Source organism: Luteolibacter rhizosphaerae, assembly GCF_025950095.1.
In the GTDB taxonomy this organism is placed as follows: domain Bacteria; phylum Verrucomicrobiota; class Verrucomicrobiia; order Verrucomicrobiales; family Akkermansiaceae; genus Haloferula; species Haloferula rhizosphaerae.
This window is the reverse complement of the sequence record NZ_JAPDDR010000008.1, coordinates 72,999-93,715: the sequence shown is the minus strand read 5'-3', so window position 1 is coordinate 93,715 and position 20,717 is coordinate 72,999. Positions and strand designations below refer to the sequence as shown.

General features: G+C 62.9%; 22 protein-coding genes. 15 read left to right on the top strand and 7 right to left on the bottom strand.

Features of this window, described 5'->3' with window-relative positions; translation table 11 throughout:
- The first annotated feature begins 274 nt into the window (after positions 1 to 274).
- The 5 genes from dnaK (at position 275) to OJ996_RS15850 (ending at position 6,074) form a co-directional block, all read left to right on the top strand.
- Complete coding sequence (gene dnaK, locus OJ996_RS15870; RefSeq protein ID WP_264514608.1) at positions 275 to 2,206, top strand: molecular chaperone DnaK; 1,932 nt, start codon at positions 275 to 277, stop codon at positions 2,204 to 2,206.
- Between the two features lie 146 nt (positions 2,207 to 2,352).
- On the top strand, positions 2,353 to 2,643 hold the full coding sequence (locus OJ996_RS15865; protein WP_264514607.1) for a co-chaperone GroES: 291 nt from the start codon (positions 2,353 to 2,355) through the stop codon (positions 2,641 to 2,643).
- Between the two features lie 127 nt (positions 2,644 to 2,770).
- Entirely contained in the window at positions 2,771 to 4,402 is a 1,632-nt protein-coding gene (gene groL / locus OJ996_RS15860; RefSeq protein WP_264514850.1) for a chaperonin GroEL, read from the top strand.
- Between the two features lie 153 nt (positions 4,403 to 4,555).
- A complete protein-coding gene (locus tag OJ996_RS15855; protein WP_264514606.1) occupies positions 4,556 to 4,882 on the top strand; it encodes a hypothetical protein in 327 nt (108 codons plus the stop codon).
- 61 nt (positions 4,883 to 4,943) lie between these two features.
- Positions 4,944 to 6,074 carry an alpha/beta hydrolase gene (locus OJ996_RS15850; protein ID WP_264514605.1) on the top strand — a complete coding sequence of 377 codons (1,131 nt, stop codon included), beginning with the start codon at positions 4,944 to 4,946 and terminating at the stop codon, positions 6,072 to 6,074.
- 29 nt (positions 6,075 to 6,103) lie between these two features.
- On the opposite strand, the gene OJ996_RS15845 is transcribed toward OJ996_RS15850, so the two are convergent.
- Both OJ996_RS15845 and ptsP read right to left on the bottom strand, forming a co-directional pair.
- On the bottom strand, positions 6,104 to 6,562 hold the full coding sequence (locus tag OJ996_RS15845; RefSeq protein ID WP_264514604.1) for a GNAT family N-acetyltransferase: 459 nt from the start codon (positions 6,560 to 6,562) through the stop codon (positions 6,104 to 6,106).
- A 75-nt stretch (positions 6,563 to 6,637) separates the two neighbouring features.
- Positions 6,638 to 8,410, bottom strand: a complete 1,773-nt coding sequence (gene ptsP / locus OJ996_RS15840) for a phosphoenolpyruvate--protein phosphotransferase (RefSeq protein WP_264514603.1) — start codon at positions 8,408 to 8,410, stop codon at positions 6,638 to 6,640.
- 137 nt (positions 8,411 to 8,547) lie between these two features.
- Between ptsP and OJ996_RS15835 the strand changes: the two genes are divergently transcribed.
- Positions 8,548 to 8,814, top strand: a complete 267-nt coding sequence (locus OJ996_RS15835) for an HPr family phosphocarrier protein (protein WP_264514602.1) — start codon at positions 8,548 to 8,550, stop codon at positions 8,812 to 8,814.
- An 87-nt stretch (positions 8,815 to 8,901) separates the two neighbouring features.
- Here OJ996_RS15835 and hprK read toward each other — a convergent pair whose 3' ends face one another.
- The 3 genes from hprK to OJ996_RS15820 form a co-directional block, all read right to left on the bottom strand.
- Positions 8,902 to 9,855 (bottom strand): HPr(Ser) kinase/phosphatase, encoded by a 954-nt coding sequence (gene hprK, locus OJ996_RS15830; RefSeq protein WP_264514601.1) that lies wholly within the window; start codon positions 9,853 to 9,855, stop codon positions 8,902 to 8,904.
- A gap of 66 nt (positions 9,856 to 9,921) precedes the next feature.
- Complete coding sequence (locus tag OJ996_RS15825) at positions 9,922 to 11,142, bottom strand: OmpP1/FadL family transporter (RefSeq protein ID WP_264514600.1); 1,221 nt, start codon at positions 11,140 to 11,142, stop codon at positions 9,922 to 9,924.
- Between the two features lie 108 nt (positions 11,143 to 11,250).
- Positions 11,251 to 11,613, bottom strand: a complete 363-nt coding sequence (locus OJ996_RS15820) for a cupin domain-containing protein (protein WP_264514599.1) — start codon at positions 11,611 to 11,613, stop codon at positions 11,251 to 11,253.
- 75 nt (positions 11,614 to 11,688) lie between these two features.
- Between OJ996_RS15820 and OJ996_RS15815 the strand changes: the two genes are divergently transcribed.
- The 4 genes from OJ996_RS15815 to OJ996_RS15800 are packed head-to-tail and all read left to right on the top strand — an operon-like array spanning position 11,689 to position 13,888.
- Entirely contained in the window at positions 11,689 to 12,033 is a 345-nt protein-coding gene (locus tag OJ996_RS15815; protein ID WP_264514598.1) for a DUF3817 domain-containing protein, read from the top strand.
- Positions 12,034 to 12,068: 35 nt separating this feature from the next.
- Positions 12,069 to 12,821 (top strand): FKBP-type peptidyl-prolyl cis-trans isomerase, encoded by a 753-nt coding sequence (locus tag OJ996_RS15810; RefSeq protein ID WP_264514597.1) that lies wholly within the window; start codon positions 12,069 to 12,071, stop codon positions 12,819 to 12,821.
- Position 12,822: 1 nt separating this feature from the next.
- Complete coding sequence (gene ppnP, locus OJ996_RS15805) at positions 12,823 to 13,146, top strand: pyrimidine/purine nucleoside phosphorylase (RefSeq protein WP_264514596.1); 324 nt, start codon at positions 12,823 to 12,825, stop codon at positions 13,144 to 13,146.
- Positions 13,147 to 13,183: 37 nt separating this feature from the next.
- On the top strand, positions 13,184 to 13,888 hold the full coding sequence (locus OJ996_RS15800) for a DUF2459 domain-containing protein (protein WP_264514595.1): 705 nt from the start codon (positions 13,184 to 13,186) through the stop codon (positions 13,886 to 13,888).
- 6 nt (positions 13,889 to 13,894) lie between these two features.
- On the opposite strand, the gene OJ996_RS15795 is transcribed toward OJ996_RS15800, so the two are convergent.
- On the bottom strand, positions 13,895 to 14,278 hold the full coding sequence (locus tag OJ996_RS15795; RefSeq protein ID WP_264514594.1) for a GreA/GreB family elongation factor: 384 nt from the start codon (positions 14,276 to 14,278) through the stop codon (positions 13,895 to 13,897).
- A gap of 290 nt (positions 14,279 to 14,568) precedes the next feature.
- Positions 14,569 to 15,180, bottom strand: coding sequence for a YiiX/YebB-like N1pC/P60 family cysteine hydrolase (locus OJ996_RS15790; RefSeq protein WP_264514593.1), 612 nt, complete (start codon positions 15,178 to 15,180; stop codon positions 14,569 to 14,571).
- A gap of 96 nt (positions 15,181 to 15,276) precedes the next feature.
- Here OJ996_RS15790 and priA point away from each other — a divergent pair, with 96 nt between their 5' ends.
- The 5 genes from priA to creB are packed head-to-tail and all read left to right on the top strand — an operon-like array spanning position 15,277 to position 20,701.
- Positions 15,277 to 17,508, top strand: coding sequence for a replication restart helicase PriA (priA, locus tag OJ996_RS15785; protein WP_264514592.1), 2,232 nt, complete (start codon positions 15,277 to 15,279; stop codon positions 17,506 to 17,508).
- Positions 17,509 to 17,552: 44 nt separating this feature from the next.
- A complete protein-coding gene (locus OJ996_RS15780; RefSeq protein ID WP_264514591.1) occupies positions 17,553 to 18,947 on the top strand; it encodes an ethanolamine ammonia-lyase subunit EutB in 1,395 nt (464 codons plus the stop codon).
- The gene (eutC, locus tag OJ996_RS15775) at positions 18,944 to 19,720 is read left to right on the top strand and encodes an ethanolamine ammonia-lyase subunit EutC (RefSeq protein ID WP_264514590.1); all 777 of its coding nucleotides are present in this window, start codon (positions 18,944 to 18,946) and stop codon (positions 19,718 to 19,720) included. The genes OJ996_RS15780 and eutC overlap by 4 nt, the downstream gene beginning before the upstream one ends.
- A 32-nt stretch (positions 19,721 to 19,752) precedes the next feature.
- Entirely contained in the window at positions 19,753 to 19,950 is a 198-nt protein-coding gene (locus OJ996_RS15770; RefSeq protein WP_264514589.1) for a hypothetical protein, read from the top strand.
- 40 nt (positions 19,951 to 19,990) lie between these two features.
- Positions 19,991 to 20,701: a two-component system response regulator CreB gene (creB, locus tag OJ996_RS15765; RefSeq protein WP_264514588.1), complete on the top strand. Its 711-nt coding sequence runs from the start codon at positions 19,991 to 19,993 to the stop codon at positions 20,699 to 20,701.
- Positions 20,702 to 20,717: the final 16 nt, after the last annotated feature.

Genomic DNA, 20,717 nt, shown 5'->3' with positions numbered 1-20,717 from the left:
TTCTGAAGAGTTTCAGAGGAGTTTTCAAAGCCCCGATTCCGCAAGTGGGCAGGTGTGACACGGTGTGTCAGATTGTCCTCGCTACGGGCGACATTCTGGCGCGATCGGAGCCCTTCGCCCACCCACCTCTGGAGGGGATGACACGAGCAAACTCAACTGCAATAAGGCTTGAAACACCCGGCTAACAGGGTGGCACGTTGCTTGCGAAGAGGGGGCCAGCAATTTCCGCGGCTCTCTCGCGGAGCCCGAACCAAACCTCCAACCCACCCTCAACATGTCAAAGATTCTCGGTATCGACCTCGGAACGACGAACTCGTGTATGGCCGTCATGGAAGGCGGCGAGCCCGTCGTGCTCGAAAACTCGGAAGGCGCCCGCACCACGCCCTCGATCGTGGCATTCACGAAGAGCGGCGAGCGCGTGATCGGCCAGGCCGCCAAGCGCCAGGCGGTGACCAACCCGAAGAACACCATTTTCTCCGCCAAGCGCCTGATCGGCCGCAAGTTCTCGGAACTTTCCGAGGCCGACAAGAAGATGCCCTACACGATCGTGGCCGCCGCGAATGGCGACGCGCACATCGAAGTGGAAGTGGGCGGCGAGAAGAAGACCTACTCTCCGCAGGAGATCGCGGCGATGGTGCTCGGCAAGCTGAAAGCCGACGCCGAAGCCAAGCTGGGCGAAACCATCACCGACGCGGTGATCACGGTGCCAGCTTACTTCAACGACTCCCAGCGCAACGCGACCAAGGCTGCCGGCGAGATCGCGGGCCTGAACGTCCGCCGCATCATCAACGAGCCGACCGCAGCCGCGCTCGCCTACGGCCTCGATAAGAAGTCCGACGAGAAAATCGCCGTGTATGACCTCGGCGGCGGCACCTTCGACATCTCCGTGCTGGAGATCGGCGACGGCGTCTTCGAAGTGCTCGCGACCGATGGCGACACCCAGCTCGGCGGTGACGACTGGGACAACGCGCTGATCGCTTGGATCGTGAGCGAGTTCAAGAAGGACCAAGGTATCGACCTGTCCACCCAGCCCGACGCGCTGCAGCGCATCAAGGAAGAGGCGGAGAAGGCGAAGATCGCCCTGTCCTCCAGCCAGTCCTACGACATCAGCCTGCCCTTCATCACGGCGGACCAGACCGGCCCGAAGCACATTCAGCTCACGCTGACCCGTGCGAAGCTCGAGCAGCTCACCGACCACCTTTTCGAGCGCACCAAGAAGCCGGTGCGCGATTGCCTCAAGGAAGCCGGTGTCAGCAGCTCGCAGGTCGATGAACTCGTCCTCGTGGGTGGTATGACCCGCATGCCGAAGGTGATCGAAGTGGCGAAGGAACTCGCCGGCAAGGAGCCTCACCGCGGTGTGAACCCGGACGAAGTGGTAGCCATCGGCGCCTCGATCCAAGGCGGCGTGCTCAAGGGCGACGTGAAGGACGTGCTCCTGCTCGACGTGACCCCGCTGACCCTTTCGATCGAAACGGAAGGCTCGCGTGCGACCTCGATGATCGAGCGCAACACGACCATCCCGGCGAAAAAATCGCAGGTCTTCTCGACCGCTTCCGACAACCAGCCTGCGGTGGACATCCGCATCTGCCAAGGCGAACGCCCGATGTTCAGCGACAACAAGCTGCTCGGTAACTTCAAGCTGGATGGCATCGCCCCCGCACGCCGCGGCGAGCCGCAGATCGAAGTGACCTTCGATATCGACGCGAACGGCATCCTGCACGTGTCCGCGAAGGACAAGCAGTCCGGCAAGGAGCAGAAGATCTCGATCCAAGGTTCCTCGGGCCTCTCGAAGGAAGAAATCGAGCGCGCCAAGCAGGAAGCCGAATCGCACGCCGAAGAAGACCGCAAGCGTGTCGAGACCATCGACACGAAGAACAAGGCGGAGAACCTCGTCTACAGCGTGGAGAAGCAACTCTCCGAGCTGCCTGCCGAGGCCCCGGCCGAACTCAAGTCCGGTATCCAAGCGAAAGTCGATGCGGTGAAGGACGCCCTGAAGAGCGACGATATCGACGCGATCAAGGGTGCGACCTCGACCCTCGAGTCCGCGCTGCAGGAACTCTACAACGCCGCGCAGCAAGCGCAGGGCGCGATGGGTGGCAACCCGGGCGGCGGCGATGTGGACGTGGAGCCCGCCGAAGGCGGCCAGTCCTCCGAGCCACGCCAAGCCAAGGGCAAGGTCGTGGAAGCGGAAGTCGTGGATAAGTAAGCACCCGATTGACGGTATTGACGCCCGGTTCGCCGGGCGTCATTTCCGTGACCCCTCGAAAGACGACAGATTTCAGACACTTTCCGCCGCCGTTCCGCACGGCGCGGTCTCTCAACCAACAACGCAAACCAAACCAAAGCAACCACATGGCCAGCATCAAACCACTCGGTCAACGCGTGCTCGTGAAGCGCCTCGACGCCGAAGCAGTCAGCGCCGGCGGCATCGTTCTCCCGGACACCGCCAAGGAGAAGCCCCAGGAAGCCGAAGTCCTCAGCCTCGGCACCGGCGGCTTGGACGAGAAGGGCAACAAGCTCGAGTTCACCGTGAAGGTGGGCGACAAGGTCCTCATCTCCAAATACGGCGGCACTGAAGTGAAGATCGACGGCCAGGAAGTGCTCATCATTTCCGAGTCCGACATCCTCGGCATCGTCGCTTGATAGTCACTGGTCAGAAGTCATTTATCATTGGTGGAAGGCATCTTGAAGACGGCTGTTTCCCAATGAGCACTGACCGATGACGGTTGGCGATCACTCCCTCAATCCTCGAAATATCTAAATTTTAAGTATCATGGCTAAGCAATTGCAATTCGACGAAGCAGCCCGCCAGGCGCTTCTCCGCGGCGTGGAGAAACTCGCCCGCGCCGTCAAGGCGACCCTCGGCCCGGCCGGCCGCAATGTCATCCTCGACAAGAAGTTCGGCTCCCCGACCATCACCAAGGACGGTGTCTCGGTCGCCAAGGAAATCGAACTGGAGTGCCCCTACGAGAACATGGGCGCCCAGCTGATCCGCGAAGTCTCCAGCAAGACCTCCGACATCGCCGGTGACGGCACCACGACCGCGACCGTGCTCGCGGAAGCAATCTACAAGGAAGGCCTGCGCAACGTGACCGCCGGTGCCAACCCGATCTCGCTGCAGCGCGGCATCCTGAAGGCCACCGAGGCCATCGTGGCCCAGCTCAAGGCCATCTCCAAGGAAGTCAACGACACCAAGGAAATCGCCCAGGTTGCCACCGTCTCCGCCAACTGGGACGAGACCATCGGCAGCATCATCGCCGAAGCGATGGACAAGGTCGGCAAGGACGGCACGATCACAGTGGAAGAAGCCAAGGGCATCGAAACCACCCTCGACGTGGTGGAAGGCATGCAGTTCGACAAGGGCTACCTCTCCCCGTACTTCGTGACCAACGCGGAGACGATGGAAGTGTCCCTCGACAACGCCTACCTGCTCATCAACGAGAAGAAGATCTCCTCGCTGAAAGACATGCTGCCGCTGCTCGAGAAGGTGGCCAAGACCGGCCGCCCGCTCCTGATCATCGCGGAAGACGTGGAAGGCGAAGCGCTGGCTACCTTGGTGGTGAACAAGCTGCGCGGCATCCTGCACATCGCAGCCGTGAAGGCTCCGGGCTTCGGCGACCGCCGCAAGGCGATGCTGGAAGACCTCGCGATCCTCACCGGTGGCAAGGTCATCACCGAAGACCTCGGCATCAAGCTCGAGGGCGTCGAACTCTCCGACCTGGGCACCGCCAAGCGCGTGACCATCACCAAGGAAAACACCACCATCGTTGAAGGTGCCGGTTCCAGCGAGTCCATCACCGGCCGCGTGAATCAGATCCGCCGCCAGATCGAGGAAACCACCAGCGACTACGACCGCGAGAAGCTCCAGGAGCGCCTCGCCAAGCTCGCCGGCGGTGTGGCCGTTATCAACGTCGGTGCCGCCACCGAGACCGAGATGAAGGAGAAGAAGGCCCGCGTGGAAGACGCCCTGCACGCCACCCGCGCTGCGGTGGAAGAGGGCATCGTCCCCGGCGGTGGTACTGCCCTGATCCGTGCCCAGGCCGCCATCGGCGACCTCGGCTTGGCAGGTGACGAGAAGACCGGTGCCGGCATCGTGTCCCGCGCGATCGAGGCTCCCCTCCGCCAGCTGGCTGCCAACGCCGGCCGCGAAGGTGCTCTGATCGTCGAGAACGTGAAGACGAACAAGGCCGGTCACGGCTACAACGTCGCCACCGACACCTACGAAGACCTCATCGCTTCCGGCGTGGTCGACCCGACCAAGGTGACCCGTTCCGCCCTGCAGAACGCCGCCTCGATCGCCGGTCTCCTGCTCACCACGGAAGCCCTGATCACCGAGATCAAGGAAGAGAAGCCCGCCGGCGGCGGTGGCCACGGCCACGACCACGGCATGGGCGACTTCTAAGAGCCCGCGCTGCAGACTCAATTAACGCAAAGCCGGACGGGAAACCGTCCGGCTTTTTCGTGACTTGGGAAAGGGCTGCGACCGCGAGACAATTCCAGAGAGCAACAGGCGGGCCTCATTGACGATTCGCTCCGCAGTTGTCACTCTCGGCCTGTGCCAGACGAAGATCAAGAGGTCGCCGAAGAAGAGCTCCTGGATGAGGATTGGATTCCCCTGCCGCCGGGAGTGAGCGATTTCTGCGAACTTCCCGGGTCCACGGTTGAGTACGAAACCTTCGATGGTAAGGGCTTCATGGGCAAGATGAGCGCGTTCCGCAGCGAGGACGATTTGTTCAAGCTGGAGATCAACATCGAGCTGCCGAAGGGCGAGTCCGCGGAGCCCTACTTCCCCAAGGCCGGGCTGATCGACGACTTCGCCACGCTGCGGCGGCACCCGAATCCGAAGAAGGCGAAGTGGATCCTCGGCGATCCGCCGGTCTGAAGGCGAGGCCTACCCGCAAATCGGCTGGCGAGGGAGCCACGGACAAATCAGCATGCGCGGCATGTTGAGGATTCTTTCGATAGGCGTCGCTCTGATCGGTTTGGCTGAGGCCGAACCGCTGAAGGTGGAGGGCCTGCCGATCCCGGTGGAGCTCTCGCTGCCGGCCAACCACGACCCGGGAAAGTCATATCCCGCGGTTTTCTATTATCACGGCTCCAATGGCCGCCCGACGACCAAGGTATTCCGCGAGCATGCGGGGCCGAACGACTGGATCGTGGTCGGGATGACATACACGAAACCCGGGCCATTCACCTACACGCCGGAAAACCTGCAGAGGGAGATCGCCGTGCTGCACCGCGTGCGCGACCAACTCGCACAGACGAAGGGACTGGATCCGAAGCGGGTTTATGTCTCGGGCTTTAGCATGGGCGGCTGGATGAGCGGGATGTTCCTGCAAGCCGATCCCTCGCTGGCTGGCGCGGTGATCCTGGGGGCGGGGCATATGAGCGAGATCAAGCCCAAGGCGGTGCCGCTGAAGCCGGGAACTCCGCTGTTCATCGGGGTAGGTCGCAAGGATGGCACCTATCCCTTCGCCCTGAAGGCCCGCCTGTTCTTCGGGAAGCTGGGCGCGGAGGTGCGGATGGAGACTTGGAACGATCTGGGGCACGATTTCCCGAAGACCGGCTCCCCTGCCCTGAAGGAATGGTTCGCTCTGCGGAATGGCGGCACCCGGGACGAGAAGGCGCTGCAGGCGGAGTATGCGAAAATCGGAGCGCTCCCGCCTCTACAACAATGGCGCGGCCTGTTAGAGTTCCGCGAGCGACCCTACGTGAACGTGGCGGGACAAAAATGGCCCGAGACGCTTAAGGTAAAGATCGCGGAGTTGGAGCAAATGCCCGAGGTGGCCGAAGAGGCAAAAGCCTTCAAGCGGCACCGGCAACTTCTGGCGGACGAGGTGAATGCCGTGACACTGGAGGATCTCCAGACGGTTCAAGCCGGATATGAGACGCTGGTGCTGCAAGCGGGGAATGGCGAGGAGGTGAAACTGATCCAAGAGGACCTCAAGCGGCTGAGCGGCTTGTTAGAAAACTTCGAGGGCCAGCGGGCGGCACGGGAACAAACGAAACCGCAGGAAGTGCCGCAGCCGCCGAGAGGCGACCGGCAGATTCCGAAAAATCCAATGGTGAGATAGCGAGCTCTCACGATCCCGAGCATCCCGATTCAAAGAGCTTTCCCGAGCAGAGGTAGATACCTCTCCTCCCCATCCATGCTGGCGGATTCCCTGCCGCAGAGGACGGCTCCCATGCGGAGGTAGAAGGGCTCTGCATGGGGATCGCTGAGGATGGTCATGCGGACTGCAGCACTCTCACGAGCCGCTTGTTCCGCGGCCGAGAACAGGGCTCGACCCGCGCCTTTCCCCATAAAGGCCGGCAGCACCCAGAGGTGATCCAGAAGCGCGACTTCCCCCTGCAAGCTCACCGCGCTGAAGCCGATCACCTCGCCCTCGTCTTCGCTCACTGCGACCAAGACCCGGTTCTCCAGCACATATTCGGGCGTGATGGTGAGGAGATCCTGCCAACGCCGGATCCAATCTTCGGGATAGTTCCAGTGCCTCTTCGCGGCGAAAGCGATCTCCGTCAGAGCGTTGGCGTCTTCCGGAGTTGCAGGCCTGATTCTCATGGGTGCATGCCTTGCGAAAGACCGCCGCCGAGCCGCCTTAGTTCCGACTGCCCGAAGAACCGCGCAGGCAACCTTTCAATCCATCAGCTCCGGGTAATACTGCTTCGCCATGCCCATGGTCGCGTCCATGATCTCCTGGCTGATACCGGTCATGAGCGCTTGCTCCGCCATGACAGAGCACTCGGAGTGGCTCAGTGCACGGATGGCGCGGCGCACGCGGGGAACCTGATGCGGTCCCACGGAAAGTTCCTCCACCCCAAGGCCTAACAGCAGCGGCGTGAGACGAATATCGCCGGCCATCTCACCGCAGACGCCGGTCCAGATGCCGGCATTCGCGGCGGCATCCACGGTGCGCTTGATGAGGCGCACGACGGCGGGATGCGTGGGGCGATAGAGATCGGCGACGTGATGGTTCACACGGTCGACCGCCACGGTGTACTGAATCAGGTCATTCGTCCCGATAGAGAAGAAGTCGACCTCCGGGGCGATGAGATCCGCAATCACCGCGGCGCTCGGCACCTCGATCATCACGCCGGTTTCGAGCTTTTCGTCGAAGGGCACGCCGTCCTTCGCCAGCTCGTCCATGCACTCCTTTAGGTAATCCTTCGCGCGGCGGACTTCGCCGAGGCCGGAGACGAGCGGGAACATGACCGCGAGCTTGCCGTGGGCGCTGGCGCGCAGGATCGCGCGGAGCTGCTCCTTGAACATGCCAGGGCGATCCAGCGAGACCCGGATGCCGCGCCAGCCGAGGAAGGGATTCGGCTCCGGCTCGGTGAGCGGCTCGACCGGCAGCTTGTCGCCACCGGCATCGAGGGTGCGGATGATCACCGGATGCGGGGCCAGTTCGGTGGCGAGCTTCTTGTAAGCCTCCGCCTGCTCGTGTTCGTCCGGCATGTCCTCGCCATCGAGCAGCAGGAACTCCGTGCGGTAGAGACCCACCCCCTTCGCGCCGCTGTTGCGGACCAAGGCGAGTTCGTCGAGGAACTCAATATTCGAGGAAAGCGTGATCGTGCGGCCGTCGGTGGTGGCGGTGGCGGCATCCCGCTGGGCCTCCAGATCCTGGCGGACCTTCTCCTTGCGCTCCTGTAGCTCCTGATAGCGCTTCAGGGTATCCTCGGTGGGATTGAGGATCAGGCGGCCGGAGTAACCGTCGAGAATGGCCGGAGTCAGGGTGCGGATATCCAACACCGCGTCCTCGATCCCGACAATCGCAGGCAGGCCGAGCGAGCGGGCCAAAATCCCGGAGTGGGAATTCACGCTCCCCAGCTCGGTGGCGAAGCCGAGGACATGGCGGCGGTCGAGCGCGGCGGTGTCCGATGGGGTGAGATCGTAGGCGACGAGGATGTGCTTTTCCTCCGGGGCCGAGTGGCGCGGGGCCTCCTCCGAGAAATTCCGCAGCACGCGCTGGCAGACATCCTCCAAGTCGACGGTGCGCTCCCGCAGGTACGGGTCCGGCACGCGGCGCATGGCCTCCAGGAAATGCTGCATCACCGCGTAGAAGGCGAATTCCGCATTCTGGCGGCGGGATTTGATCGCCTCCGCCACGCGGTCCAGCATCGCGCGGTCTTCCAGCACCATCAGGTGGGCCTCGAAAATCCGGCTGTCCTCCTCCCCCGAAAGGGATTTGATCGTCTGCTGCAACTCGTCGAGCTGGGCCTTGGTTTCCTCCAGGGCGACGCGGAAGCGCTCCTGCTCCACCGGGATTTCACTTTCCGAAATGTGGTAAACTTCCGGGGCGGAAAAGCCGCGAGCCACTACATGCACCGGGCCAATACCGATCCCTGGCGAGACCGGAGTCCCTTGGAGCACGGTTTCCTGAGGCGCGGACTTGGACATTCTTGAGCGCATGGTGCGGGGGAGCGCCACGGCTTCAAAGAACAAAAATTGGAGCGCCCGACCGGGGTCCATTCTCCGGCCTTGAAAAAATCCCTTGGAAGAGAGGCGGACATACTCCTACGCTGCGGCCCGTCCGACACACCATGCCGATGGCGCAACGCGAATTTACCATTCAGAACAAGCTCGGCATCCATGCCCGTCCCGCCGCTCAATTCGTGAAAACGGCGAGCCGGTTCTCCTCGGAAGTCCGTGTCGAGAAAGATGGCGAGGAAGTGGACGGCAAGAGCATCATGGGTCTCATGATGCTGGCCGCCGGTCACGGCTCCGTGATCAGCGTGGCTGCCGAAGGCTCCGATGCCGATGCCGCGCTGGAAGCGCTAGCCGATCTGATCGGGCGGAAGTTTGAAGAAGAATGAGGCCCTCTGCGAGGGAATGCCGAATGAAGTGCTCGGGAAGATCCGGGGATTTCCTTCATTCGGAAATCCGGCATTCGTCATTTGCCTTTAGACTTCTCCTGCCATGTGGCGGAGGAGGCGCTGGTTGAACTCATCCGCCATGTTGTAGCCGAGGCGGCGGAGTTGCTGGTCGAGCGCGGCGATGGCCACCATGCGGGCCGTATCGCGGCCCGGGGCGACGGGGACCTCCACGTGAGGGACCTGCTGGCCGAGGATTTCGTAGGACTTCGGCTGGAGGCCGAGGCGGTCGATCTCGTTCTGATCGGCGTAGGCGATGAGCGTGACCACGAGGTCGAGGCGCTTCTCCGGGCGGATCGAGGCGAGGCCGTAGAGGTTCGCCACGTTCACGATGCCGATGCCGCGGATCTCCAGATAGCCGCGGGAAAGGGCGGGGGCGGAGGCGGTGAGCTCGCCATTGGCCAACTTGATGCGGACCATGTCATCCGCGACGAGGGCTCCGCCTTTTTCGATCAGGCCGATGGCGGTCTCGCTCTTGCCGGCACCGCTCTTGCCAATGATCAGGACGCCGATACCCCGAAGGTCCACCATGCAACCGTGCATGGTGACGTTTGGCGCGAATTCGTTCTCCAGCCGCAGGGTCGCGGCGTTCAGGAACTTCATGGTCACCAGCGTGGTGCCGAAGACCGGGATGCGGTGCTCCGCGGCGATCTCCATATGCTCCTTGCAAAGGCTCGCACCACGCGAGACGACGATCCCCGGGATATCCCGCTCGCACATGCGGCGGAAGCGCTCGCTGCTCATCTGCGGGGTGAGCTTTTTGAGGTAGGAGATTTCGGAATTACCGAGGACTTGGATGCGCTTCTTGGCGAAATAGCTAAAGAACCCGGCTAGCGCGAGACCGGGACGGTTCGGCGCGGGCTCGCTGATGGGACGCTCGAAGCCGTGTTTTTCCCCCAGCAGGGTCATCGACAGGGCACCGGCGTGGCGCTCGAAAAACTCTCCAATGGTGATCGAGGCCGTTTGCTTGACGCGGGGTGTCATCCGCCAAGGAATCTAGCGGATTCGCCCCGGCGATGGCGATGGGAAAAGGCGTCCATCTTTCAGGACTCAGAAGCGTCCCGAAAGCCCCAGTGAGATCACATCCGCAGACCCCGTCGCCTCGCCACGGAAGAAGCCGGTGGCTGCACTGCCTTCGCTGATGAAGGCGTCGTCCGCGAAGATGTGAGCGTAGCCTGCATCCAAGGTCCAACAGGGCGTGAACTCCCATGAAAACCCGGCGGTGAGCCAGATGCGGTCGGCATCGGGAATGCGCAGGGTGAGATTGGCATCCGGCACGGGAGTCCGGTCATAGGCCGCCCCGGCACGGAAGGTCCATGTCTCCGTGGCCCGCCATGTGGTGCCGAGCGCGAAGCGCCAGGAATCATCCCAATTCTCCGGGGTGGCGGGCGGCTGGGCGGGAGCGCCGATGATGAAAGGGGCGAGCTGCTTGAACTTGCTCCAGTTCGTCCACATCACGTCACCATGCACCGACCACGCGCCGATATCATGCACGGCGCTGAACTCGACGCTATCGGGCAGCTCGACCGCGAGGGTGGCGGGACCGTTGAAAGCCGGGACCACGGACACGGCACGCCCTTCCAGTTCCAGCTCGATGGCCGAGCGGTAGTGCAGGCCGAGGCGGGTATGCTCGGCCGGCTTGAAGAGAACTCCGGCATTGAACCCATAGCCCCAATCGTCCCCGGCTAGATCGAGCAGCGGCAGGGTGGAGGTGGTCGAGGAGCTCAGTTTCCCATCCGCCCGAAGGGCATCGAAACCCAAGCCGACAGACCAGGTCTCGCTGATCTCCCACGCCAGCGAAGGATTGAGGTTGTAGGAAACCAGCTCGCTGAAATCCGCGATGGCCCTGCCGGGAAATCCGACGGGGTAACTCGTCTTCAGCCCGAAGGTCGTGTAGCTCCCGAAGCCGAAGACGAACTCATCGTTCAGACGCTTGGTGAGGTAGAGGTAGGGAATGTAAGCATCATCGGCGACATTCCCGCCATTCGCGGGAATGCTGGTACCGGGAGGAGCCCCGGGGGGAGCGTAAGTCCCGGAGATCTCCACCTCCGGGAAAATGGCGCTGACGCCAACCGCGAAGGACCACTCGTCCTGCAGCAGAATCATGCCGGCGGGATTCGAGGCGAGTACGGAAGCGTCGTCTCCCATGGCAGCCTCTCCGGAGAAAGCCCGACCCAGCCCGGAGGCGGAACGCTCCTGAAGCTGGAAGCCGGCAGCGGAGGCGGAATCGAGGGCTACGAGGGGCAGCAACAGGAAAAAGCGGGGATTCATGGGTTTGGAAAAGCGGTGCCGAAAATCGACACAATTCCATGATCCCTAACATGTGGCACAACCGGATGCCACCAGCATTTGATGGCCGATTTTGGCCCTGTTACCCTTCTATTCGTCGCGATGCACCGTGCTCGGCGAAAAGGCGGGAAGGCACACGGCGATGTACTCGGCGCCTCCTTCCTCCGGCGTGCTGTAGCGGATCCACTCGCCGCCGCGGGTAATCAGGGCTTGGCCTGCCCGGACTTCGATGACGCCGTCCGAGTATTCCACATTCAAGCAGCCGCGCAGGACCACGGTATACTCGTCGAACTCGGGCGTCTGTCCCGGCTCAACCCAACCCGTCGGGCTGGTCATGCGGGCGATGCTCACCGAGCTGTCGCCCGAGTTCACGCGACCGAAGAATTCCTCGATCTTCTTGGGAGGTTGACCGGCCGCCTTGATGACGGTGGGGGAGAGAATCAATTCCGGCATGGCCGCATTCTTGCTGAAACGGAGGCGGCAGGCAATATTGACAAGCGGCACCGGCATGCTCCCCTCCCCGCCGTCATGACAATTCCCGATCTCCGCGATCCGGTCGGCCGCGTGCGCGCGGTGGGCATGGTGGAAGCCATCTCGCTCCTGATTCTGCTCGTCTTCTCCGTGCTAAAGCGCGCTGAGGGCCTGGGCATGCAGGATATGGGGGTCACCGGCGTGCGCATGGTGGGCATGATCCATGGGGTGCTGGTGATGGCCTTCCTGCTGGTACTCTTCCAAGCATGGGGCGCCCGGGCCCTGAGCGGGAAGAAGTGCGCGATCGCTTTCATCGCCTCGCTGCTGCCGTTCGGCCCCTTCCTGATCGACCGGAAGCTTGCAGAAAGCACGAAGGACGAGGCCTTAGATTCGGCGGATTGACAGTCAGGCGATCGCGGGCCAAGGCTCCCCCCGCCATGCCAGCCGCTCCTGAAGACGTCAAAGCCGCGCCCGCCGATGCCATCACCAGCCCGACGGGTCTGGCTTCCAAGGTCCTGCAAGCAGGGGACGGCTCCGATAAGCCGGGGCCAGCTGACACCGTGACGGTTCACTACTCCGGCTGGACCACCGATGGCCGTCAGTTCGACAGCTCCGTGGATCGCGGCAAGACCATCTCCTTCGCCCTGAACCAAGTGATCGCGGGCTGGACCGAAGGCCTGCAACTGATGGTGACCGGCGAGAAGCGCCGCTTCTGGATCCCGGCGAACCTTGCCTACGGGGAGAATCCCCGCGGCGGAGCACCGAAGGGCATGCTGGTTTTCGACGTCGAGCTTTTCGACATCAAGAAGGCTCCCGAGCCGCCGCCGGTGCCGGAAGACGTGGCCGCGCCGCCGGCCGATGCCGTGAAAACGGCGAGCGGGCTGGCTTCCAAGGTGCTCTCCCCCGGGAATGGCAGCCGCCACCCGAAAGCAACCGATCAGGTGGAAGTCCACTACACGGGCTGGACCACGGACGGCGAACTCTTCGACAGCTCGGTCATCCGCGACGAGCCGGTCGTTTTCCCGCTCAACCGCGTCATCCCCGGCTGGACCGAGGGCGTGCAGCTCATGGTCGGCGGTGAGAAACGCCGCTTCTGGATCCCGGCCAAGCTGGCCTATGGCGAGAATCCGCCTCCCGGTGCGCCTGCCGGCATGCTCGTCTTCGACGTGGAACTCCTCGATATTCTCTAAAATGCCCGACTCATTCGACAACGTCTCCGTCTCGACCAAAGCCAATGTCTACTTCGACGGCAAGGTCGTCTCCCACAGCCTGATCCTGGCCGACGGCCGGAAGAAGTCGCTCGGCGTGATCTTCCCGGGCGAGTATCATTTCGGCACCGCTGACCCGGAAGTGATGGAAATCACTGCCGGTGCCTGCGAAGTGGTGATCGATGGCACCACCGAGACCCGTGCGGTCGCCGCCGGTTCCTCCTTCACCGTCGCCGCCAATAGCGGATTCACGATCCGCGTGACGGATTCGCCCTGCGAATACATCTGCTCCTTCGGCACGCCCTGACACAGGCTGCCGACGGGCCAACATCCCGTTTCCCGCCATGTTCCTGCTCCGTTCGCTTCTCCTGCTCCCGCTGGCGATTCTGGCCTCCTGCACGATGCATCTGCCGGAGCCGGAACATCTGGCCACGCGGGTGAAGACCCGTACGGTGCCGGTGGCGGCCGACGAGGGCGTGGAGCTCTACCTGCTCTCCGATAACCTCCACACCGCTTTGGTCTTCGACCGGAAGTGGCTGGAGGAATCCGGCTACGTGATGCCGCCGGAGGTGCCGAAGACGGACTTCGTGACCATGAGCTGGGGCGAGAAGACCGCCTACACGCAGAAGCGCTGGCTCTCTCCGGTTCAGGTTTTCCGCGCTCTCTGCACCCCTTCCGATTCGGTGATGGAGGTCATCCCGATCGATTGGAAGGTTCCGGAAGTCTGCCACCACCAGACCGGCTATCTGGCGAAAGTGGAGCGCTCGCACGGCCCGGCGCTCGCCGCATTCCTGAACGCTTGCGCGGACAAGAATCCGGACGGGACCCCGATCACGATCGCGCCCTCGAGCTGGGGCAAGGGGCGCCTCGTGCAGTGCCCGGACAACTACTCTTATTACTTCCCCCGCATCTGCAACGTGTGGACGGCGCAGGCGCTGGGGCAGTGCGGTTTCGACATCACGACTCCCGGAGCCGTTTCCGCCAGTGGCTTGGTCAGACAAGCCACCCGCGAAAAGAACGGCTTCCGGAAGATGTGGGATGGGGACTGAAGCTCCTTAGGAGAGCACGTGCTTGTGCACCGCCGTGATCGTCATCCAGCGGGTTCCCGCCGGAGTCTCCCAGGAAACGCGGTCGCCGATGCGCCGACCGAGCACGGCGAGTCCGACCGGCGTCATCACGGAGATGATGTCTTCATCCAGATCGACCTGATCCGGCAGGACGATCTCCGGCTTGTACCAATCGCGGGAATCGAGCGGTGAGACCAGGGTGATGCGGTCGCCGAGCGCAACGCGGCATTCGAGTTCGGCGGCATCGCGGGTGGATGCCGCTTGGCCGAGCAAGACGAGCAGTTGGTTCCGGTGTTCGGTCGTGAGGCGGTTTTCAAGAAGGCTTGCGAGACGCGAAAGATCGCCCTCGTTCAACAGGCGTGGTGAGTTCATGACATAAATCGGTTGAGGCCCGGACGGTGGAGTGCCGCGGGCGGAATGCGCAAACGGGTGACAAGGAGGGCGGGCAAGCACGGGGATAGTCCCGCATCAAGGAGCTTGCCCGGTCAGACCCGGAAGGCAGCCATGCGATGACCGCACCAACCCTGACCGCGCTTCGCCGCGAGGCGAATGCCGGTGCCGGATTTGATGACGGTGAAAGACTGCATGGAAAGCCCGAGCATAGCTCACGAATGCGCTGCGGCAACTTCAAAAGGCCTGCATCGCCGGGGCCCGCGGGCAAATCAGGGATAGATCTGCTTCAGTCCCTTTGCCTTGGCCATGTCGCGCGGGGTGATCATCTCGCGGTCGAGCGGAAGATTCCCCTGCCCTTCGATCGCTTCGATCACCGGCTTGTAGCGTTCCCACTTGAGATCACCGAGCTTCACGACCTTGCCCAAGTCCTCGCCGGTGGCCGCCTTCCAGCCGCGGAAGATGAGCTCGGAGCAGTAGATGTTCTCGGAGTCGAAGCGGTAGCGGGCATCGTATTCCTTGCCCATGTCTTCCCGCATCGCCTTCAGCGCGGCCGGGATATGCTTCCGTTTGTCCTCCTCGAAGCGGTAAGCCCAGAACTTGTGGTCGCGCCCACGCTGGATGTATTCCTGCAGCGGGGTCTCCTTCACCGGACCGATGGCCTCAAGCACGACCCATTCCTCGCCATCCTTGGTGACCATGCCGCAGTGGGAATAGGGTGACTCGGTCGCGCCTTCAATAGCGTCCACAAGATCGAGACCGGGCTCGTTCGGCAGCGACTGGAAGAGGATGTCTCCTTCCATCGGCTCATACTTGGCCTGTTTGCCGGCGTCCGAGCAGGAAGCAAGAAGCAGGGTGGAGAGAAGGGCAGTCCAACGGATCATCCCGGATAGATGGAACATCCCGGCGCCCAGAGCAAGATCCGGCTTGAGGCGGATCGCGTGTAGACGTCCGTGACGGGATGGCCAATCCTTCCGCAGATGCCCGCCGCGCGTGTCCTGATCGACGGACCTTCCGAGCTCGTCTTCGACTATGCCATCCCCGACGGCCTGCCGGTCGTGCCGGGCTGCCGCGTGCGCGTGCCCCTGCGGAACAAAACCTCGCAGGGCACGGTGCTGGATCTGGTCGAAACTCCCGGCGATCTGGGATTCGCGCTTCGACCCTTGCACTCGCTCAGCGACCCCGACCCGCTAATCACGCCGAAGCTGCTGGAGGCGGGGCGCTGGATCGCGGACTACTATGGATGCAGTATCGAGAGCGTGATCCGGGCCTTGCTGCCGGAAGCGGTGCGCACGGAGGACAATTCCGCGAAGGTGCGGAAGACCGTGATTCTGGACAAGGATCCGGATCCCGAAGTGCTGGCGAAGATCACGAAGCGGGCACCCAAGCAGGCCGCCATTCTGGCCATCCTCGCTCACTCGCCCGACAGGAAGATCGCCCTCGCGGATCTCGGTGAAGGGGCTTCCGCCTCGGTGAAGTCGCTGGTGAAGCAAGAGCTGGTACGACTCATCGAGGAGGAGGTGCGGCGCGATCCCGAGGCGGATGGCGTGGAAGAGATCCTGCCTGACTCTCCTCTCCCGCTGAACGAGGAGCAGGAGGCGGCGCTGGCGGTGATCCTGGAGTTGCTGCAAGCCCCCGATGGCACGCCGCGGCAGCCGATCCTGCTTCACGGCGTGACCGGATCGGGGAAGACCGAGGTATATCTGCAAGCGGCCCGGCGAACGCTGGACCTAGGCAAGACCGTGCTGGTGCTGGTGCCGGAAATCTCGTTGACCCCGCAGACGGTGCGGCGCTTCCGCTCGCGCTTCGCGGACATCCAGGACCAAGTGGCGGTCCTGCACTCGAATCTCTCGCAGGGCGAGCGATTCGATGAGTGGCACCGCATCCGCAAGGGCAAGGCGAGGATCGTGATCGGGGCTCGCTCCGCGGTCTTCGCGCCGCTGCCGGATCTCGGGCTGATCCTCGTCGATGAGGAGCATGAGAATTCCTACAAGCAGGACCAGATCCCGCGCTACCACGGCCGGGATGTCGCGGTGCTGAGGGCCTCGCTGGAGGGCTGCCCCATCATTCTCGGCTCCGCGACTCCATCGCTGGAGTCCTACCAGAACACACTCGAAGGGAAGTACCGCTTGCTACGCATGCTCAAGCGCGCGGACGGACAATCACTCCCCTTGATCCGGGTGCTCGACATGCGCCTGGAGTCGAAGAAACACAAGGGCGGGATGGCAATCCTCTCGGACCGCCTGCGGGTGGCGCTAGAGCAGCGGGTCGCGAAGAAGGAGCAGTCGATCCTTTTCCTGAACCGCCGCGGCTTCGCCCGCTCGCTCCAGTGTCCTTCCTGCGGTCACGTGTGTATGTGCCCGCACTGCTCGATTTCACTGACCTACCACCGCGAGGATGAACGGTTGATGTGCCACATCTGCGGGCATCAGGCGGTGGTGCCGAAGAAGTGCCCGGAGTGCCGGGACCCCTCGATCGCCCTGCAGGGCTTCGGCACGCAGAAGGTGGAAGAGGTTTTGGCGAAGGTGCTACCCGCGGCGAAGATCGCGCGCATCGATGCGGATGTCATGCGCAAGAAGAACGCGCTGCGTGACCTGCTGAATGCCTTCCAAGCACGGAAGATCGACGTGCTGGTGGGGACCCAGATGATCGCGAAGGGACTTCACTTTCCCAACGTGACCTTGGTCGGCATCCTGAATGCGGACATCGGCCTGCACGTGCCGGACTTCCGCTCCGGCGAACGGACCTTCCAGCTCATGACGCAGGTGGCAGGACGGGCCGGCCGCGGTGACCTGGAGGGAGAAGTCATCGTGCAGACCTTCACGCCGCATTCGCCCTCGATCCAGTTTGCGCGGCACCATGACTTCGATGGCTTCGCGGAACAGGAGTTGGAGTTCCGCAGGCAGTTCGAGTTCCCCCCCTTCGCTCACTGCGCGATGCTGACCAGCCGCTCGACTCACGAGCGCCGGGCGGAGTTCACTTTGGAAACACTGCACCGGCGTCTGAAAGAAGACTGTCCGCCGGGGATCAGCTTGGGAGAGCCGATGCCGAGCCCGCTGGTGAGATCGCACGGACAGTTCCGCTTTCAGCTCATGCTGCGCAGTGCAAAGGCCCGTCCGCTAACCCGCCATGTCCAGCAGGTCCTCCAGAAGACCACGCTGCCGGAAGACGTGACCGTGGTCTTCGACATGGATGCGTGGAGTTTCACCTAGGTTCTCCCTTTAAACGGCCCGGGCGATGCTATGGTATGGCACGGATGTCCTGGTCCACCACCATCACCGGTCGAGGCTATCAGTTTCGCGATCTGCGGACCCTGATGGCGAAAGCGACCCCTCATCGCTCCGGTGATGTCTTGGCGGGCTTGGCGGCAGAGTCCGCTGAAGAACGGGTGGCCGCACAATATCTCCTCGCGGACCTGCCCCTTGCCCACTTCCTCGAGAATCCCCTGATCCCCTATGACGAGGATGAGGTCACACGCCTGATACTCGACCGGCACGATGCCGAGGCCTTCCGCCCCATATCCGGCATGACCGTGGGCGAGTTCCGTGATTGGCTTCTCGCCTACGAGACGGATCACGCCGCCCTCAGCGCACTGGCCCCGGGACTGACCCCGGAGATGGTGGCGGCGGTGAGCAAGATCATGGCCAACCAAGACCTGATCCTGGTCGCCTCCAAATGCCAAGCGATCAGCCGCTTCCGCAATACCATCGGATTACCAGGAAGGCTCTCGGTGCGCTTGCAGCCGAATCACCCCACCGACGACCTGCGGGGGATCGCGGCCTCCATGTTAGACGGCTTACTGATGGGTTGCGGCGACGCGGTGATCGGCATCAATCCCGCGACTGACCAAGTCGGCACCACCTGCGAGTTGCTGTACCTGATGGATGATCTCATCTCACGCTACGGGATTCCCACCCAATCCTGCGTGCTCGCCCATGTTACGACCCAGATCCGGGCGATCGAGGAAGGGGCTCCCATTGATCTGATGTTCCAATCCATCGCCGGCTCGCAAGCGGCGAACAAAAGCTTCGGCATCGATCTGGCCCTGCTGCGGGAGGCCCATGATGCCGCGCTCTCGCTGAAGCGGGGAACGATCGGCACGAACCTGATGTATTTCGAAACCGGCCAAGGCAGCGCGCTCTCGGCGAATGCCCACCACGGCATCGACCAACAGACGCTGGAAGCGCGCGCCTACGCCGTGGCACGGGAGTTCTCGCCACTACTGGTGAACACGGTCGTCGGCTTCATCGGCCCTGAATATCTTTACGACGGCAAGCAGATCATCCGCGCCGGACTGGAAGACCACTTCTGCGGCAAGCTTCTGGGCCTGCCGATGGGTTGCGACGTTTGCTACACGAATCATGCGGAGACGGATCAGGATGACATGGACAACTTGCTCACGCTGCTCGGGGTGGCCGGTTGCAATTACATCATGGGCGTTCCGGGAGCGGATGACATCATGCTCGGCTATCAATCGACGTCCTTCCACGACGCGCATTACCTGCGGCAGGTCCTAAAGAAGAAGCCCGCACCCGAGTTCGAGGCTTGGTTGGAGACGGCCGGGATCGCCGACCAGCGGGGAAGGCTTCTCGATCACTCCCCCGCCCTCGCGGATGCGCCGGCCCGGCTGGGACTACTCGACACGGCATGAGCGGAGAACTCTCAGATTCGCTAAGACAATGGACTGAGGCCCGTGTAGCGCTTGGACGTAGTGGCGGCTCGGTGCCGCATGGCGAGTTGCTCGACTTCCGGCTTTCCCACGCTCGGGCCCGGGATGCAGTTCACCAAGCTTTCGATCCTGTGGGGTTGGCAGCCGAATTGGAGGAGCGGGGTCTGTCTTCGATCCTAGCTCCCTCCCAAGCGCCGGATCGAGCAACCTACCTCCAGCGCCCGGATTTAGGCCGGTGCCTGACGCCGGATGCCGCCGGGCAGCTTTCGGCGCTTCGCCGGGCGGATGGCTTCGATCTCGTCATCATCCTTTCCGACGGTCTGTCTGCGGAAGCGGCCCACCGGCATGGGCCTCCCTTTGTCGCCGTGCTGATAACGCTGCTCGTCGGGTGGGAAATCGCCCCCTTGGTGATCGCACCCTTCGCGCGGGTCGCACTGCAGGATGAAATCGGGGATCTGCTGGGAGCGCGGACAGCTCTGATACTCCTCGGAGAGCGGCCGGGATTGGGCTCACCGGACAGCTTGGGGGCCTATCTGGTTCATACCCCGAGACCCGGGAATACCGATGCAGAGCGGAATTGCGTCTCGAACATCCGAACGAAAGGACTGCCTCCGATGGCAGCGGCCCAGAGGATCGCATGGCTGCTGAAAGAAGCCCGGCGGCTGGGCTTCAGCGGAGTGGACCTGAAGGATCTGAGCGCCGACGTCCCCGGAATGGCGAAAATCCACGAAAAGCAGGCATCCGAGACGCAATAATTGCGATTTCACGGAACCTTCACTCTCCCTGCATGCGCTTGATTTCCAATCAGCCCGTGCCAAGCAGCTTGTTCTGGATTCTGAGTTCCACCTCGTGGATCGCATACGCCTCCGGGCGGGTCGACCAAGCGGACGCGATTCCGCTGGCGATCGCCATCCTCGCGGCTTGGATTCTCCTCGCCAGCCGTTTACCCAAGGTTCTGTCGCGGCCCGCTTTCGTGCCCTTCTAAGTCCATTTCCCCGGCTGCGTTTTTCCCTTACCATCCTGCCATGAACGTTCTGCTCGTCGAAGACGAACCTGCCATCGCCGATACTCTCGTCTATGCCTTGAAAACCGAATGCTTCGAGGTGCACCACGCCCTGACAGGGCAGGAAGCACTGGATGCCTTCGCTTCGAAGCCCTTCGACTTCGCGATCCTCGACATCGGCCTCCCCGATATGACCGGTCTGGATGTCTGCCGGAAACTGCGAGAAAGCTCGAGCATCCCGATTCTTTTCCTGACCGCGCGGAATGGCGAAGTCGACCGAATCCTCGGACTTGAATTGGGCGGAGATGACTACGTGACCAAGCCCTTCAGCCCGCGCGAGATCGTGGCCCGCATCCGGGCGATCCTGCGCCGCGCCAGCACTGCCGCCCCGGCAGGAACCGCTCCGGCCGCGAACGGCACCCCCGCCCCCGCCGGGGAGAGCGCCGGCCCGCTGCATCACGACCCCTCCGCCATGCGGATCCACTGCCACGGGACCGAGCTTGATCTGACCGCCCACGAGTACAAGCTGCTGCTGGTCTTTCTCAAAAATCCCCGCCGCGTGCTGACCCGCGACCAACTTCTCGACCACGCTTGGGCGGATCCCGGCGCCGTGACCGACCGGACGATCGACGCCCACATCAAATCGATCCGGGCCAAGCTGCGGGTCGCAAAGCCAGGTGCGGAAGATCACATCCAGACCCGCCGTGGCCTCGGTTACCTCTTCGTCCCCTAAGCGGCGCAGTCACTCG

What these genes read in the sequence shown, in the direction of transcription:
- creB (WP_264514588.1), top strand. Translation starts at nt 19,991, where the DNA reads ATGAACGTTCTGCTCGTCGAAGACGAACCTGCCATCGCCGATACTCTC.
- ptsP (WP_264514603.1), bottom strand. Translation starts at nt 8,410, where the DNA reads ATGCGCTCAAGAATGTCCAAGTCCGCGCCTCAGGAAACCGTGCTCCAA.
- OJ996_RS15815 (WP_264514598.1), top strand. Translation starts at nt 11,689, where the DNA reads ATGACAATTCCCGATCTCCGCGATCCGGTCGGCCGCGTGCGCGCGGTG.
- OJ996_RS15850 (WP_264514605.1), top strand. Translation starts at nt 4,944, where the DNA reads ATGTTGAGGATTCTTTCGATAGGCGTCGCTCTGATCGGTTTGGCTGAG.
- OJ996_RS15795 (WP_264514594.1), bottom strand. Translation starts at nt 14,278, where the DNA reads ATGAACTCACCACGCCTGTTGAACGAGGGCGATCTTTCGCGTCTCGCA.
- OJ996_RS15790 (WP_264514593.1), bottom strand. Translation starts at nt 15,180, where the DNA reads ATGATCCGTTGGACTGCCCTTCTCTCCACCCTGCTTCTTGCTTCCTGC.
- OJ996_RS15825 (WP_264514600.1), bottom strand. Translation starts at nt 11,142, where the DNA reads ATGAATCCCCGCTTTTTCCTGTTGCTGCCCCTCGTAGCCCTCGATTCC.
- dnaK (WP_264514608.1), top strand. Translation starts at nt 275, where the DNA reads ATGTCAAAGATTCTCGGTATCGACCTCGGAACGACGAACTCGTGTATG.
- OJ996_RS15865 (WP_264514607.1), top strand. Translation starts at nt 2,353, where the DNA reads ATGGCCAGCATCAAACCACTCGGTCAACGCGTGCTCGTGAAGCGCCTC.
- OJ996_RS15800 (WP_264514595.1), top strand. Translation starts at nt 13,184, where the DNA reads ATGTTCCTGCTCCGTTCGCTTCTCCTGCTCCCGCTGGCGATTCTGGCC.
- OJ996_RS15835 (WP_264514602.1), top strand. Translation starts at nt 8,548, where the DNA reads ATGGCGCAACGCGAATTTACCATTCAGAACAAGCTCGGCATCCATGCC.
- ppnP (WP_264514596.1), top strand. Translation starts at nt 12,823, where the DNA reads ATGCCCGACTCATTCGACAACGTCTCCGTCTCGACCAAAGCCAATGTC.
- OJ996_RS15780 (WP_264514591.1), top strand. Translation starts at nt 17,553, where the DNA reads ATGTCCTGGTCCACCACCATCACCGGTCGAGGCTATCAGTTTCGCGAT.
- eutC (WP_264514590.1), top strand. Translation starts at nt 18,944, where the DNA reads ATGAGCGGAGAACTCTCAGATTCGCTAAGACAATGGACTGAGGCCCGT.
- OJ996_RS15845 (WP_264514604.1), bottom strand. Translation starts at nt 6,562, where the DNA reads ATGAGAATCAGGCCTGCAACTCCGGAAGACGCCAACGCTCTGACGGAG.
- hprK (WP_264514601.1), bottom strand. Translation starts at nt 9,855, where the DNA reads ATGACACCCCGCGTCAAGCAAACGGCCTCGATCACCATTGGAGAGTTT.
- priA (WP_264514592.1), top strand. Translation starts at nt 15,277, where the DNA reads ATGCCCGCCGCGCGTGTCCTGATCGACGGACCTTCCGAGCTCGTCTTC.
- OJ996_RS15770 (WP_264514589.1), top strand. Translation starts at nt 19,753, where the DNA reads ATGCGCTTGATTTCCAATCAGCCCGTGCCAAGCAGCTTGTTCTGGATT.
- OJ996_RS15810 (WP_264514597.1), top strand. Translation starts at nt 12,069, where the DNA reads ATGCCAGCCGCTCCTGAAGACGTCAAAGCCGCGCCCGCCGATGCCATC.
- OJ996_RS15820 (WP_264514599.1), bottom strand. Translation starts at nt 11,613, where the DNA reads ATGCCGGAATTGATTCTCTCCCCCACCGTCATCAAGGCGGCCGGTCAA.